Origin of the sequence: Oceanotoga teriensis (genome assembly GCF_003148465.1) — a bacterium.
In the GTDB taxonomy this organism is placed as follows: Bacteria; Thermotogota; Thermotogae; order Petrotogales; family Petrotogaceae; genus Oceanotoga; species Oceanotoga teriensis.
The window spans coordinates 1-15116 of record NZ_QGGI01000005.1 but is presented as its reverse complement, the minus strand read 5'-3'; the positions used below and the strand labels follow the sequence as shown (position 1 = coordinate 15116).

The 15116-nt window shown below is 24.4% G+C and carries 18 protein-coding genes and 1 tRNA gene; 10 read left to right on the top strand and 9 right to left on the bottom strand.

What is annotated here, in order from left to right; translation table 11 throughout:
- The first annotated feature begins 5 nt into the window (after positions 1–5).
- The 7 genes from rpsP to lepB are packed head-to-tail and all read left to right on the top strand — an operon-like array spanning position 6 to position 3752.
- On the top strand, positions 6–302 hold the full coding sequence (gene rpsP / locus C7380_RS04575; RefSeq protein ID WP_109604309.1) for a 30S ribosomal protein S16: 297 nt from the start codon (positions 6–8) through the stop codon (positions 300–302).
- Positions 302–532 carry a KH domain-containing protein gene (locus C7380_RS04570; protein ID WP_109604308.1) on the top strand — a complete coding sequence of 77 codons (231 nt, stop codon included), beginning with the start codon at positions 302–304 and terminating at the stop codon, positions 530–532. The genes rpsP and C7380_RS04570 overlap by 1 nt, the downstream gene beginning before the upstream one ends.
- 4 nt (positions 533–536) lie before the next feature.
- Entirely contained in the window at positions 537–1091 is a 555-nt protein-coding gene (gene rimM / locus C7380_RS04565; RefSeq protein ID WP_109604307.1) for a ribosome maturation factor RimM, read from the top strand.
- Positions 1066–1824 carry a tRNA (guanosine(37)-N1)-methyltransferase TrmD gene (trmD, locus tag C7380_RS04560; RefSeq protein ID WP_240597497.1) on the top strand — a complete coding sequence of 253 codons (759 nt, stop codon included), beginning with the start codon at positions 1066–1068 and terminating at the stop codon, positions 1822–1824. Before rimM ends, trmD begins: the two co-directional genes overlap by 26 nt.
- Positions 1814–2401 (top strand): RNA methyltransferase, encoded by a 588-nt coding sequence (locus C7380_RS04555; RefSeq protein WP_109604306.1) that lies wholly within the window; start codon positions 1814–1816, stop codon positions 2399–2401. Before trmD ends, C7380_RS04555 begins: the two co-directional genes overlap by 11 nt.
- An 11-nt stretch (positions 2402–2412) precedes the next feature.
- Complete coding sequence (gene rplS, locus C7380_RS04550) at positions 2413–2760, top strand: 50S ribosomal protein L19 (protein ID WP_109604305.1); 348 nt, start codon at positions 2413–2415, stop codon at positions 2758–2760.
- Between the two features lie 5 nt (positions 2761–2765).
- Positions 2766–3752 carry a signal peptidase I gene (gene lepB / locus C7380_RS04545; protein ID WP_109604304.1) on the top strand — a complete coding sequence of 329 codons (987 nt, stop codon included), beginning with the start codon at positions 2766–2768 and terminating at the stop codon, positions 3750–3752.
- Between the two features lie 26 nt (positions 3753–3778).
- On the opposite strand, the gene C7380_RS04540 is transcribed toward lepB, so the two are convergent.
- A tRNA-Ser gene (locus C7380_RS04540) sits at positions 3779–3865 on the bottom strand.
- Between the two features lie 53 nt (positions 3866–3918).
- Here C7380_RS04540 and rsmG point away from each other — a divergent pair.
- A complete protein-coding gene (gene rsmG / locus C7380_RS04535) occupies positions 3919–4644 on the top strand; it encodes a 16S rRNA (guanine(527)-N(7))-methyltransferase RsmG (protein WP_109604303.1) in 726 nt (241 codons plus the stop codon).
- Positions 4641–5411: a lipoate--protein ligase family protein gene (locus tag C7380_RS04530; RefSeq protein WP_109604302.1), complete on the top strand. Its 771-nt coding sequence runs from the start codon at positions 4641–4643 to the stop codon at positions 5409–5411. Before rsmG ends, C7380_RS04530 begins: the two co-directional genes overlap by 4 nt.
- 30 nt (positions 5412–5441) lie before the next feature.
- On the opposite strand, the gene C7380_RS04525 is transcribed toward C7380_RS04530, so the two are convergent.
- The 8 genes from C7380_RS04525 to C7380_RS04490 all read right to left on the bottom strand — a co-directional run bounded on the left by C7380_RS04525 (position 5442) and on the right by C7380_RS04490 (position 13969).
- Positions 5442–6617, bottom strand: coding sequence for a type III PLP-dependent enzyme (locus C7380_RS04525; RefSeq protein WP_109604301.1), 1176 nt, complete (start codon positions 6615–6617; stop codon positions 5442–5444).
- 254 nt (positions 6618–6871) lie between these two features.
- Positions 6872–7621 (bottom strand): ABC transporter permease, encoded by a 750-nt coding sequence (locus C7380_RS04520; protein ID WP_109604300.1) that lies wholly within the window; start codon positions 7619–7621, stop codon positions 6872–6874.
- Entirely contained in the window at positions 7614–8579 is a 966-nt protein-coding gene (locus C7380_RS04515) for an ABC transporter ATP-binding protein (protein ID WP_206050524.1), read from the bottom strand. The genes C7380_RS04520 and C7380_RS04515 overlap by 8 nt, the downstream gene beginning before the upstream one ends.
- Positions 8576–9031, bottom strand: coding sequence for a GyrI-like domain-containing protein (locus C7380_RS04510; RefSeq protein WP_109604299.1), 456 nt, complete (start codon positions 9029–9031; stop codon positions 8576–8578). The genes C7380_RS04515 and C7380_RS04510 overlap by 4 nt, the downstream gene beginning before the upstream one ends.
- Positions 9032–9046: 15 nt before the next feature.
- On the bottom strand, positions 9047–9892 hold the full coding sequence (locus tag C7380_RS04505) for an AraC family transcriptional regulator (protein ID WP_109604298.1): 846 nt from the start codon (positions 9890–9892) through the stop codon (positions 9047–9049).
- Between the two features lie 123 nt (positions 9893–10015).
- Positions 10016–11488, bottom strand: coding sequence for a S41 family peptidase (locus C7380_RS04500; protein ID WP_109604297.1), 1473 nt, complete (start codon positions 11486–11488; stop codon positions 10016–10018).
- Positions 11489–11512: 24 nt separating this feature from the next.
- The gene (locus C7380_RS04495; protein ID WP_206050523.1) at positions 11513–12280 is read right to left on the bottom strand and encodes an ECF transporter S component; all 768 of its coding nucleotides are present in this window, start codon (positions 12278–12280) and stop codon (positions 11513–11515) included.
- Positions 12281–12328: 48 nt separating this feature from the next.
- Entirely contained in the window at positions 12329–13969 is a 1641-nt protein-coding gene (locus tag C7380_RS04490; protein ID WP_109604295.1) for a GGDEF domain-containing protein, read from the bottom strand.
- Between the two features lie 71 nt (positions 13970–14040).
- Here C7380_RS04490 and C7380_RS04485 point away from each other — a divergent pair, with 71 nt between their 5' ends.
- Positions 14041–14697 carry a hypothetical protein gene (locus tag C7380_RS04485; RefSeq protein ID WP_109604294.1) on the top strand — a complete coding sequence of 219 codons (657 nt, stop codon included), beginning with the start codon at positions 14041–14043 and terminating at the stop codon, positions 14695–14697.
- Positions 14698–15116 lie beyond the last annotated feature (419 nt).

Here is a 15116-nt window from a genome sequence, read left to right as displayed (position 1 = left end):
TACACATGGTAAAAATAAGATTAAACAGAATGGGAAGAAGACATCAACCATTTTACAGAATAGTAGTAGTTGATTCAAGAGAAAAGAGAAGCGGAAAGTACATAGAATCTTTAGGATATTATAATCCAATAGATGATAATGATAAATACAGACTTGATGCAGATAAGGCTTTAGAATGGTTATTAAAAGGTGCTCAACCAACAGATACAGCAAGAAGTATATTATCTAAATTTGGTGTAATGAAGAGATTAGATGAAATAAAATATGAAAAGAGACAGGCTAAAAAGGGAGAAAGTAATTAATGAAAGAACTTCTTGAGAGCATTTTGAAAAGAATTGTTAAGAAGCCTGAAGAAGTTACTATTGTTGAATTTGACGAAGAAGATAGTATAATCTTTGAAATAGTTGTTAATCCTCAAGATGTTGGACAAATAATTGGAAGAGATGGAAGAACTATAAAATCCATAAATACAATTTTAAATGCAGCAAAGGGAGAAAACGATAAAAAGTTTGTTTTGAAAGTTATAAGGTGATTATATGAAAAGGCTTGATGATCTTCTCGATGGCAAAATTGCAATAGGAAGAATAACCAATAATCATGGTCTGTATGGAAATGTAAAATTTTTTCCTTATACAAATATAAGAGAATTAGTTTTTTCTTTAGATGAAATATTACTTTATAATCCAGGGAACAAAAAATTTTTCTTTTCAAGAGTTGAAGAAGTTAAGCCTTTAAACAGGCTTTATGTTTTTCAACTTCATGGAGTAGAAGGAATAAATGAAGCAAAAAAATTAAAAGGATTTGAAGTGTATATTGAAAAAGAAGATTTACCTTCTCTTGAAAAAAACGAATATTATATATTTGAACTCATTGGTTCAGAAGTTTATTTTGAAGATGGAGAACATGCCGGTAAGATAACAGATGTTATTCAAACTGGTGCCAATGATGTTATTCAAGTAACTAAAAATAAAAAAGAAGAATATTTAATACCTTTAATCAAAGAATATATAATAGAAATGAATAAAGAAGAAAAAAAATTCATCGTTAAAAGAATGGAGTTTCTCGATGATGGAACAAAAGATGAAGATTAAAGTTTTGTCTATTTTCCCAAATATGTTTAACACTCTATTTGAATATGGAGTTCTAAAGAAGTCGATAGAAAATGGTATAGTTGATTTTGAAGCTATAAATCTTAGAGACTATACAGATGACAAACATCATGTTACTGATATTCCAGGATATGGCGGAAAATCTGGTATGGTGATGAAAGTTGAACCTTTCTTTAAATACTATGAAGAATATTCAAAAGATGGTGAAAAACCGTATGTTATCATGACTTCTCCTCAAGGAATAAAGTTTGATAATTCAGTTTCAAGATATCTATCTGAAAAGAAAAAACTTTTATTTTTATGTGGAAGATATGAAGGTATAGATGCAAGAATAGAAAAAATAGTTGATAAAGAAGTTTCAATAGGAGATTTTGTTGTAACTGGTGGAGAAATCCCTGCAATGCTTATGATAGATTCTCTTTTGAGGTTTGTGCCTGGGGTAGTTGGAGATAATGACAGTGTTATAAATGATTCTTTTTATAATGGATTACTTGATTATTCGCAGTATACCAAGCCTTATGATTTCAACGGAGAAAAAGTTCCAGAAATTCTATTGAGTGGAAATCATTTGAAGATAGAAAAATATAGAAAGAAAAACAGTCTTTTAAATACCATATTAAAAAGAAAAGATCTTTTTATAAAAAGAAAATTATCTGAAGAAGAAAAAGAACTTTTAACCGAAATAATTGGGGAGTTGTATAATAATGCTAAATAAATTATATGTTGCATTGATACACTATCCTATTCTTGGTAGAGAAGAACAGATAATATCAACAGCTATAACTAATTTTGATATACATGATATATCCAGATCATGCAGAACATATAATATAAAAAACTTTTATATGGTTTCTAATTTACCGGCACAGAGAAAGATAGTAAACAATGTAGTTGATTACTGGAGAGAAGGATATGGTAGTACATATAATCCAAATAGAAAAGATGCATTATCCGTTTTTAAAATAGTAGAATATTTAGAAGATGCTATAGAAGATATTGAAAAAATTGAAAATGAAAAACCAAAGATAGTTTTTACCTCAGCTAAACCAAGAGAAAAAGCAATTGATTTTTCTGAGCTATCGAAGGTTATTGAAGAAGAAGAAGCTCCTATTTTAATACTTTATGGAACTGGATGGGGAATGCCAGAAGAAATAAGAGATATATGTGATTATGATCTTGAGCCAATAAGAGGTAATTCTGATTTTAATCATCTTTCTGTAAGAGCGGCAGTAGCCATTTCACTTGACAGACTCATAGGAGAAAAAGTTTTAAATAATAAAAATAATATATAGGAGGGAAAAACATGGATTCCTTAATAAGAGCGATAGAAAGCAATTATAAAAGAAATGATATACCAGAATTTAGAGCAGGAGATACTGTAAGAGTTCAGGTAAAAGTTGTTGAAGGTGGAAGAGAAAGACTTCAAGCATATGAAGGAATAGTTATTAAAAAAAGAGGAGCTGGAATGGGTAAATCATTCACAGTTAGAAGAATAGGTGCGGATAGAATAGGTGTTGAAAGAGTATTTCCTATGAATACACCTTTAATAGATTCTGTAGAAGTTGTAAGAAAAGGTAAAGTTAGAAGAGCTAAACTTTATTATTTAAGAAACGTGAAAGGTAAGATCAAGATAAAAGAAAGAAGGGACTGAGCCCTTTGAAAAATAATAGCGAAGTCAAGAATAAAATAAAACATGAAGCTCTTGACTGGCTTGGTGCTATTATATATGCAGTTATATTTGGTACAATAATTAGATTATTTGTTTTAGAGACAATGATGGTCCCGACTCCTTCAATGGTTCCAACCATTAAAGAGCAGGACCGTTTTCTCGTTGAAAAAATAACATACTCTTTTGAAAGGCCAAATACAGGTGATATAGTAGTATTTTGGACACCTTTTGTTGATGTTAGAGCACAAGCTAAATTGAGAGCATTTGATAATTTTATGGATTTTTTTGCACCAAAAGAGTTTGAAGGTCATGCAAAATATGTAAAAAGACTTGTGGGAAAACCAGGAGATAATTTAAGATTAGTTCCTGTTGAAGATAGTTTTTGGGAAAAACTTGATTTAAATGAAGAAAATATAAAAAATTATCCAGATTTTTTGCAATTCATAATAAAATATTATGAAAGAATAGAATATATACCTTCTTCAGTAAAATCAAGAGTGGCACAACTCGAAATAAATGGTAAAATTCCAGAATCATTAAAAAATAGATATTATCTAATAGATGGAGTTTTTTATGAACCAAATTTTTATGATTTTTTAGCTTATCCAGAAAAAAATGAAAGAAAAATAAATCTTTCAAAATATACCATGTTTTACAAAGATAATTTTGATGGGAATTATGCTTTATATAATTTAAGACCTAATTTAGAATTTTATAAGCAAAGTAATTATGCATATGATTATGATGAAACATATAAAAAATTTGAAAAAGATTTTGATTTAAAAGAAATAATATATAGAGATGAAGAAGGACTTATAAATATAAAAATTCCTGAAGGATATTATTATTTCATGGGAGATAATTCTCTTGAAAGCTGGGATAGTAGATTTTTTGGTTTTGTTCCAGAAAACAATATTATAGGTAATATATTTTTAAGAATAGGACCACTTGATAGATTTGGTAAAGTAAAATAAAAACCGCCTTTTAGGCGGTTTTTAAATGGCGGAGACGGTGGGACTCGAACCCACACGAGGGGTTACCTCATCGGTTTTCAAGACCGACGCCTTGCCAATTAGACTACGTCTCCAATCCTCGGCTTCAAAGCCAAATATATTTTAACATAAAAGGAGCAAGTTGTCAATGTTTTTAGACGAAAAATATGTAAAAATTATGGAAAGTTATTCTTTAGATATTGAAAACAATAAGTTGCAACAAATCTCATATTATCTGAATATGTTGTTAAACTATCCAGCTAATTTGACAGCTATAAAAGATAAATATATTGCATTTGAATATCATGTGATTGATTCTATATTAGCAGCTGAAAAAACTGATGAATTTTCAAATGCAAAAATTATAGCAGACTTAGGTTCTGGTGGTGGTATTCCAGGAATAATATGGGCTATATTATATCCAGAAAAAACTTTTTATTTAGTTGATAGTATTGGTAAAAAGACAGAAGCTTTAAAAAAATTTTATCATGAACTCAAACTCAAAAATGTTAATGTTATAAATAAAAGAATAGAAGAATTTGCAAGAGAAAATATTTCAAAATTTGATATAGTATCATCGAGAGCTCTTGCAAGAGCTGATATTGCACTTGAGTATTCAGCACTCGCAACTAAAAGAAATGGTTATATAGCTCTTTTTAAGGGTCCTTTATATATGGAAGAAGAACAAAAATTTGCAAAAAAAGCATCTAAATTATTAAAAGTTAAAGAAGAAAAAATCATAAAATATAATTTGTTTGAAGAAGAACAAAAAGATAGATATATGATAATATTTAAAAAATATGATAAAACCCCTTTAAAATATCCAAGAGAGACTGGCGTACCAAATAAAATGCCTTTGGGGGGATCTAAATGATAAGATTAATAAAAGATGATTATTATTCTGGTGAGATGAATATGGCAATAGATAAAGTTCTTTCAGAATCTATAAATAATTTTGAAGATATAATAATAAGAATATATGGATGGGATAGACCAACTTTATCATTAGGAAGGAATCAAAAGATAAATAATATAGATATAGAGTATATAAAAAATAATAATATAAATGTAGTTAGAAGACCTACAGGAGGAAGGGCAGTATTACATAATGACGAAATAACTTATTTGTTTTCATGTTCTTCTAAAAATGAAAAATTACCCAAAAATATAATTAAAAGCTATATGGAAATATCTAAGGGATTAACAAACGCTCTTTTAAAATTAGGTATTCCATGTGATGTACAAAAAGCAAAAAAAGAAGTTTTAAGCAAAGATATATGTTATGATGTACCTTCTATATATGAAGTTACTATAGATGGAAAAAAGCTTATAGGATCTGCTCAGTATAGAAATGAAAAATATGTTTTACAACATGGATCAATACCAATTAAATTTGATTATGATAATTATATAAATTCTTTTACCTTAAAGAATAAAGAAAAGATGAAAGAACATTTGAAAAAAAATGTTGCAGATATAAATGAATATCTCAACGATGAAATAAACTTTGATCAAGTATTAAAAAATTTTGGAAATGAATTTTCTAAAATATTTGATCAAGAAATATATTATGAAAATATTAAAGAAGAAGAAATTTTTGAAGCGAAAAAAATAAAAAATGAATTTATTATTGAATTATAAAAAAAGGCTGGATTTATATCCAGCCTTTTTTTATATCATAATTTCTTCAGATTTTATTTTATATTTTTGAAGTTCTTCTTTCAATTCTTCCACTGTAAAAACTTTTGGTGGAGTTATTCCATTAAAATGTGGTGAAGCATATTCTATTGTATAAGCTCCAGTATTTATAAAATAAACTATATCATTATAATCTATATCAACAGGTAATTCTATTTCATCATATATAGTATCTACACTATCACATGAAGGACCAGCGAGGGTCATTTCAGCTGTTTCATGATTTTCTTTATTATTTACTACTACTTCATATCTAAAGTTTTCAATTGTTTCCATTAAACCATGAAATACACCTACATCAAGATATACCCAGTGTTTTGTTCCTTTTATACTTCTTAACAATACTTTAGAAGCCATTATTCCTGCATTCCCAACCATGGATCTTCCAGGTTCAGTGAATACTTTCAAACCATCAACCCATCCAAGATATTCTTCAATAGATTGATTAATTACCTCACCTATTTCTTCAACCATAGGTATTGGTTTAACATGTTGAACTGGCATACCTCCACCTAAATTTAGAAGTTTGAGGTTTATACCTTTTGCGGCAAGTTTTTCAAATACTTCACTTGCATTTAATATAGCTTCTTTCCATTTATGTTTATTATATGATTGTGAACCAACATGAAAACTAACACCATAAGCATTTAAACCTTTTCTATGAGCATATTCAAGTATTTGTATAACATGATCTACATCTGTTCCAAATTTGTCAGATAAAGGCCAATCGGCATCATTTGAACTGGTTGAGATTCTTCCATATACTTTTGCATTGGGAGCATTTCTTGCTATTTTTTCTACTTCCATTTCAGAATCTACAGCATAATATTCTATACCATTTTCCCAAGCAAATTTTATATCTATTTCTTTTTTTATAGTATTTCCAAAACTTATTTTATCAGGAGAAACTCCTAAAGATAATAATTTATCGATTTCACCTCTTGATGCGGCATCAAAACTACAGCCTTCATCCCTTAACAGTTCTAAAATTTTTGTATGTGAATTAGCTTTTACTGCATAAAAAACATCAACATTATTTATAGCTTTTTTTAATTTTTTATAATTTTCTTTTACATAAGATAAATCTAATACCAAAAATGGTGTATCAAGTGTTTCAGCTGCCTTTTTAATAAGAGGGGTTAATTTCATAATAAAGACCTCCTTAGAGTTGAATTTTTTTCATAAAACTATTGTCTATTTAATACTTTTAAAGTAACAGAGATAATATAGAAAAGTTAATAAAACATACAAGGTGTGTAAATATTATTAAACAAGAAAAATTATATATATATGATCTCATTTTATGATATTATTAATGGTTGAAATAATGATTAAAAGCTAATAATTGGTATATATAAAATAAAATGGAGAATGATATAATAAATATCATTCTCCATTTTATTTTATTGATTTATTTCTTTATTTAATGTAAAAATTGAAAGTAAAAATATTAATATGGATAGAATTGAAAATAAGATCACAACTGAAAAAAACATATTATAGTCTATTTGATTTGAGAATAAAAGATCTCTTATTAAATTTATAAAATGGGTAAAAGGATTAAATAGTATAATAGATTTTAGAATACCATTTATATTATCTATTGGAAAAAGTGCAGAACTTAAAAAAAATATTGGTAATACTATAAGAGTCATTATAGTTTCATATATTACTTCATTTGGCATTTTTAAACTTATAAAATAAGCTAATCCAGATAAAAAGAAAGCATTTAAAAATATTAATACTAATATACAAAGAAATCCTATAAATCCAGAACTAATAGTCACATTAAAAAATAAAGATATAAAAAACAATATAAAAATTTCTAAAAGTGATAATAAAATAGCTTCTAATATCTGTCCAAGAATCATAGAAGATCTTTTTATTGGAGATATCAAAATTCTATAAAAACTTCCATTAGATTTCATTATGAAATTTATAATACCACCACTTGAACAAGAAGAAAATGTCACTAAAAACATTATTCCAGGTAAAACAAAAGCAGTATAATTCGAAATATTAATTTTTTCCATTGTTTGAGATGCTACTGTACTATATAGAATTAACCATAAAAGAGGTTGAATTATTGTTATAATTATTGAAATTGGATTTTGAAATCTCCATTTCATATTTCTCAACATAATACTAAACATTATTATTCACCTCTTTATCTTTATTTATAATATCTATAAAAGCTTCTTCGAGGGTAGGTTTTATGATAGAGATTCCTTTAAAATCAATATCTTTTTTCAATAAAAGATTGTTTAAATCTTTAAAAATATTTTTTCCATTTTGAATACTTATAAATAATATATTTTGTTTTTTTTCATATCTTAGATTTAATTTTAAAATTTTATTTAAATCTTCAAAATTTTCAAGATTTTTCATATCTGTAAACTCTATCTTAATAACTCTTTTTTTAGTTAAATATTTTAGACTATCTGGAGATGATTGAATTATATTTTTACCATCTTTCATTATACAAATTTCATCGCTTAAATGATCAGCTTCTTCGAGATAATGTGTTGTCAAAAATATAGTAGTATTATAATTTTTGTTTATTTTTAATATTATATCCCATAATATCTTTCTAGATTCTATATCCATACCAGTTGTAGGTTCATCAAGAAAAAGTATTTTGGGATTGGATATCATATTTATAGCAATATCCAATCTTCTTTTAATTCCTCCAGAATAAGTTTTTGTAGGAAAATCTATATATTTCTCTAATTTTAATATATTTATTAAATCATTCATTCTACGATTAGATTCTTTTCTATCTATTTTATAAAGGTGGCTTTGAAATATAATATTTTCTTTTAAAGATAAATGATTATCTACAGAAATATTTTGAGATACACAAGCAATGTTTTTTCTTATTTCTTTTGAATTATTTATAAGATCTGTTCCAAAAATATTTATTTCACCAGAATTATATTTATAATAAGTTGTGAGTATTTTTATTAAAGTAGATTTTCCAGCACCATTTGGTCCAAGTAATGAAAAAATTTGTCCTTCTTTTACTTTCAAATCAAAATTATTTAAAGCTTTTACACCATTTTTAAATTTTTTCGTTACATTTCTAGATTCTATTATATATATTTTTATCACTCCTCTAAAATAGGAATTTGTATTAAAGTTATATAATTATCTTCATTACCTTTTAGAAATAATCCAGGTCCTTTCACAAAAATTTCTCTCCAAGGAGTAGACAATTTTAAATTATGTTCTTCGGCATAAATAGTTAATTCCTCATAACTTTTTTGTAAATTTGAATAAGAACCTTTATGTGTTTTACATAGAAATAAACCTCCTTTAATAGTTTTTGATTCGATAGAATTATTGTTGGGAATTTCATTTGTTGGAACACATAATTCTATTTTTGCCATTTGATTATTTTTATCAAAAAAATAATAATTAAAAAATGGTGCTCCATTATTTTGCCCTTTTATTGATTTAAATATCTTTGGGAAAAATTTATTTGCTCCTTTCAAAATTCCTTCATAATTAATTGATGCGACTTTTAATGGTTCTACATTTTCAATAGTTATAGATTCATTCATCAAAAAACCCCTTTCTTATTTATTTTTTATAGAAATCCACACTTCAAAATTTTTGCTTTTGTCAAAAGGATATACTTCAATATCAGGTAATTTACCATATTCATAATTCGAAAAAGGTAGCCATTCTTTAAAGAATTTAGTATAAATTTTTTGAACTGATTTTTCAAAATCTCCTTCTGACTTGAAAATTATCCAAGTTGATTTTGGTATATTAATTTCATACATATTTTTTGGAGCCTTTTTATTACTCGACACTGAAATATAATAGTAAATATATCTTGAATTTTTAAAATAATTAACTCCTAATATACCTTTTGGATAATTATTGTTGAATTCTTTCAATTTATTTATAAAATCATTATTTATCATTTTTTTCCAAAAATTTGGGACTATTTTAAAATTTTCATTCATATTTTCTGATAATGAAATTCTATTTCCTATAATTTTAAAACTTTCTTTTTCTACTATCGAATATTTAACATCTTCTGTTCCCGATATTTCAAGGGATAAACTTAACTTAGGGAATATATTTAAAATTGCTTTATTATTTTTTGCTTTTATTGGAGGAATACCATGCACACTTTTAAAAGCTTTATTAAATGAATTTGGGGAGGCATATCCATATTTATAAGCAATATCAATGATTCTTCCTTCATCTTTTTGTATATCGAAGGCAGCTAAAGTCATTTTTCTATTTCTTATATATTCACCCAAAGATAAACCAGTTATGTATGAAAAAACTTTTTGAAAATGATAATAAGAACAGCAAGATATTTTAGAAATTTCTTCATGAGAGATCTCAGAATTCAAATTTGATTCTATATAGTTTATTACATCATTTAAAATGTTTATCCAATTCATTTTGCACCTCCAAAATAGAGTTTAGCATAATAAAAAATTTATATCTTATCTTTTTTTGTTCATTTAGGTGAGATTATTTATAAAAAAATCCGTTATAATTTAAAAATTATAACGGAAATTTTTTTATTTTTGCTCAATTGAAGCCAATATTAAGTTAAATGATGTTTCATATATAATATCTTCTCCTCTAACTTCATTATCCGTATAAGGAATATATATATCTGGTTTAATTTCGTATTCTTCTAGTATTTCTTTATAATGATTTAAATACATTAAATAAGGAAATTTCAAAATAATATCATCAAACTTAATATCAAAAGTTTTACCTATATTCATGATAGTATTTCTACCTATTACTTTTCCAATACTATTATTTTTAAAGTAATATATGAAAAGATCACTTGAATTATAGTTTATATTATCTATTATAAGTATTACAGGATTATCATATTTATTATTTGAGGGTTCATAATTTAGTTTAATATCCGGATAAAATTCTCCATTGAATTCTATATCATTTGGATAATCATTAGAATTTCTCCCGAATATATGTAAAAATTCAGAATTTTTAATTCTTTTATATAAAAATTCATCATTTGTATTCATGAACTTCGATAATAACAAAAACATATTTTTTTCATTGCTCTTTTCAGAGTTACCCCTTATATCTATTATCAATCCTTTAGTTCTTTCAAGTTCTATATTTTGAATGAAATCTTCAAAATTTTCATCTTCAAAAGAACCTATTTTTAGATAACCGATATCTTTATCAAATATTTCAAAATTGTTTTTTGTTGAATTATAAGCATATTCATTTATCATAAAAGAATTATTTTTAAAATATATATCATTTGGATTGTACTTTTGAGAAATAGTATATTCATTTTGCTCTGAATCCTTTAATGTTAGAGTTGAAGAATCATATTTTTCATCTTTAATATAAAAATTATAAAGATTAAAAATTTTTTTTAATATTAAATCTTTACCATTTTTGACTTTTCCATAATAAGTTTTTGAAGAGATTTCTTGGATGATTTCGTCTATTGGAATATCATCTATTTTTAATAAAGTGTCACCTATTTGTATATTATCCTGAAATTCTATTGCATGAATATTATAAGCTTCTATTTTTATATCATTTCCAAATTCCTTTAATTTTATTGGAAGGGTTAAATTATAAAAGTTGTCATGATTCGAATCTATTTTAATATTTGAATCATTTAAAAAACTAATCATTTCATTCAATAAATACATTTTTTTATCTTCATTATCAGTATTTTTTATTTTATCGATATAAAAATCAGATAAATCTTTCCAATCGAAATCATATTTCTTTTCTTTTAAGTTCAAATAAGGATAATCGCTCTGAACTATATCTTTTACAAAATAATATAAATAATCGTCCTTATATTTATTTTTATAATCATTTATTATTTCATATTTTTCTTTTTCAAAGAATTCTTTTAAAGCTTTTTCTTTTGATCCAATATAAAATATTCTTTTATCAGATATTTTTATAAAACCTGCAAAAAAGATAAGAAAAATAGTTATAAGTAATATCAAAAAAATTATTGATAAATAAATGGTTTTCTTCATTTTTTAATCTCCTAACCTAAATCTTTATAATTTTATTTTTAAATTTAATTTATTCAAAGAAAATACTATTAATATTGCTATTATAGCACTTCCAATAAATTGAGTTATATTCCAAGGTATTTCAAATATAGGTATTATAGAATTTCCATATATGAATATTCCACTTATATAATAACTCATCACCATCCAAAGACCAGAAATAATTATACCTAAAAAGGTATTTAAATTAAATAAATCTTTATCCCTTTTTCTAAAAATTGATATTAGTATAAAACTTAAAATTGGGATTATTATAGATATATATAGAAGTATATTTTGTATCTTTTTTATTGTCGAATCAAGGTTTTTGATGTTATCTAAACCAGTTTCATTTATTATTTTTTGTGAATAATTTAAATCATTTTTTATATCGATTTTTAAGTTATTTAAAGATATATAAATAATTGAACTAAATAATATCCATATTATAATTCCCAATATTGTCATAATAAATGCAATGTTTTTAGATTTTTTCTTTGTGAATAGACCAATTATTCCTGCCATTATAGATTTTATTATTAAAGTTGGTAATGCCCAAAATGCATAACCTCCAATTAAATCAGCCATGGAGGCACCCAATCCGCCAGATATCATTCCTGTTTTCCATCCAAATATTATGGATGCTATAAATATCATAGAATCTCCAAGATGAATATAACCATTGGTTATTGGAACTGGTATCTTTATTAAAAGTGTTGATATAAAAACTAATGCCAACATCATTGATGTATAAGTTAATTTTTTTGTTTTCAAAATAAACACTCCTCATTTATTTTATATTTGAGATTTGAAATATAAATTTTAAATAGTTATTCTATCTTTACCAAGTTTTTTAGATTTATAGGCTCTTTTATCGGCTAAATCTAAAAGTTCTTTATATTTTGATGTTTCAGAGGAGTCAGCAATTCCTATTGAAAAAGTTATATTTGAATTTATTGAAGAAGTTTTCTCAATAAATCTTTTAATTATATCTTTAGATTTATCTTTTTTAATATTATTAAATATAAATACAAATTCATCGCCACCATATCTATAAACTCTATCATTATCTCTTATATTGTTTTTAAATAGTTTAGAAATTTTTTTCAATATTTTATCTCCTTCTAAGTGTCCATAATTATCATTGAAGGATTTGAAATTATCCATATCAAAAAAAGCAATAGATATATTTTTCCCATCTTTTTCAAATAATTTTAAATCTGAAAATAGCTTTGAATGATTATATAATTTAGTTAATCCATCTCTTTCAGCTATATTAATAACCTCATCATATTTATAAGAATTTTCTAAAGTTATAGATGCTAATTGAGTCAATACAGTCAAAATATTTAATTCTTCTTTTGTAGGTCTAAGACCTGATTCTGGTTCATCACAAGATATATAACCAATTATATCATTCATATCATTTTTTAAAGTTATTAACAATAAATCATCATATCTCCATAGATTAGATGGTTTTAAACTATCATTTATATTTACTTCATTTCTTAAAGAAAAAAGATAATCTTTATCATTGCCATTATTTGGGATGAAATAAGTTTCAAGATATTTGTTTGAGATATCGAGTAAATTCATTATTTTATCTATACTAACTCTTTTATTTTTTATTTTATTAAAATCATTTTCGCTCAAACCTTTTTGAGTTATTCTTTCAACAGTATTTTTTTTAAAATCGAACATACTTATTAAAACATGTTTATATTTCAACTGCGAATGAATAATTTTTGCAATTTCATCCAAAACAAAATATTCAGTATCTTTTACACTGAACTGCTTTAAAATATTTGAGAATTTTAAAGTTATTTCATTAAATTTTTGAAGTCTTTGATTTTTTATTATTTCATCATTTTTTTCATTTTTTAATTTAATCAATAAATAATATAAGATAGATAATAATAAATTTACTGTTATCAGAGCCATTTTAATTATATATTGATCTGAAATTAAATAGAAATATGAAAAAGGTATCAAAGTTAAAAAATGTAAGTATTCTAATAAAAAAATATTAAAATCAAAAGTTTTTAAAGTATTCATTATTATGGAATTAAATATTTTTGATAAAGTCAAAAATAAAAATATTGAGAGAATTCCATCAAATTTATAAGCTATGATAGCTGATAATATATAAGTGTTATAGTATACTAAAAATACATAGAGCCTACCATTTAAAGAACTCTTTTTTAATCTAAAAAAAGTTATAAAAGAATTTAAAAATATATATGGCAATCCTAAAATGAAGGAAAATGTAAATCCAACAATATTGCTAACAAGTCTTCTATCATATCGCCAATATATTTTTAAATTATCCGATATATAAGTTATTAAAAATAATGGTATTAAATATTTAAACTCTATATTAAATTTTTCAAATGGAATATAAGAAGTCAATAATATTCCAGTTATGATTAAAATATAATAAACAACTTTTTTTCGTTTATCCATATATTCACCTTTTGCTTTTAGGAGTTAATAAAATTATAACATAAAAATACGATTGATATTGGAGGAATTTTATGAAAAAATTATTTTTTTTACTAATTCTATTGAACTGTTTTACTTTTGCTTATTCTAACATATTTGAGTCAAAAGAATCATTAAAAATGGTTTATGATGAATCACTTCCAGATGGAATAAATGAGAGTAAAATGCTTTATAATAAAGAAAATTTTTATGTGGAATGGATAGGAAATGAAGATAAATATAAGGTCTATCATGATAATGAAAAGGTTAATAAATTAGAATATATATCAAAAGATAGTCATTTCATTCTCGAAAGAAAAGAAAATAAAGTATTTCTAATGGGAGAAAAAGAAAATAAAAAAATAGAAAAAGAATTTATATTAGATGATTTGCCATGGTTTCAAATTTATGGATATTCTTTATCTTTAATAGATTATAGTTCTGATAATATATATTTTTGGACATTTAATCCTCAAGACTTAAATTTTAAGAAAATGTATGTATATTTCAATTCTTTTGAAAATATTCGAATAAATAATAAAGACTATAACACAATGAATATAAAAATGAAAATAGATGGATTCTTATCTACTTTTTGGACTGGAGATTTTTGGATAGATTCAGAAGATAAAATTTATCTTAAATATAAAGGATTGAATATATACCCAAAATTATATACAACTGAAATAATTTTTAATAGATTTGAATAAAAAATAATCACTATAAGATTTTGCTTATAGTGATTATTTTTGATTATATTTGAATATTATCAAATAATGGTGATTAAAGAACAAAAAAAGCTTTTTTGTATCAAATATTATGTTTTTATTAGAAAGTTTATTGATTAGGAATTTTTTGCCACATCATTATGGAAATACAACGTGAGTATTTAATTGTATTTAATATATGAATATATTAAAATATCAGATGAATGAATAATTTTAGTTAGGAGCATTCCTGAAATAAAAAAAGAAAGAGGTTGAAAAAAAAGGAACCTCCCCGTAAAATAAAAGTGTAACAAGAATCCATCAAATATTTTACAAAGGAGGAACCTAAATGAATTATACACAAAATAATAAAATAAAACAAGTGGATGAAAAAACATTAGTAGTGGGAGTAGATATAGCAA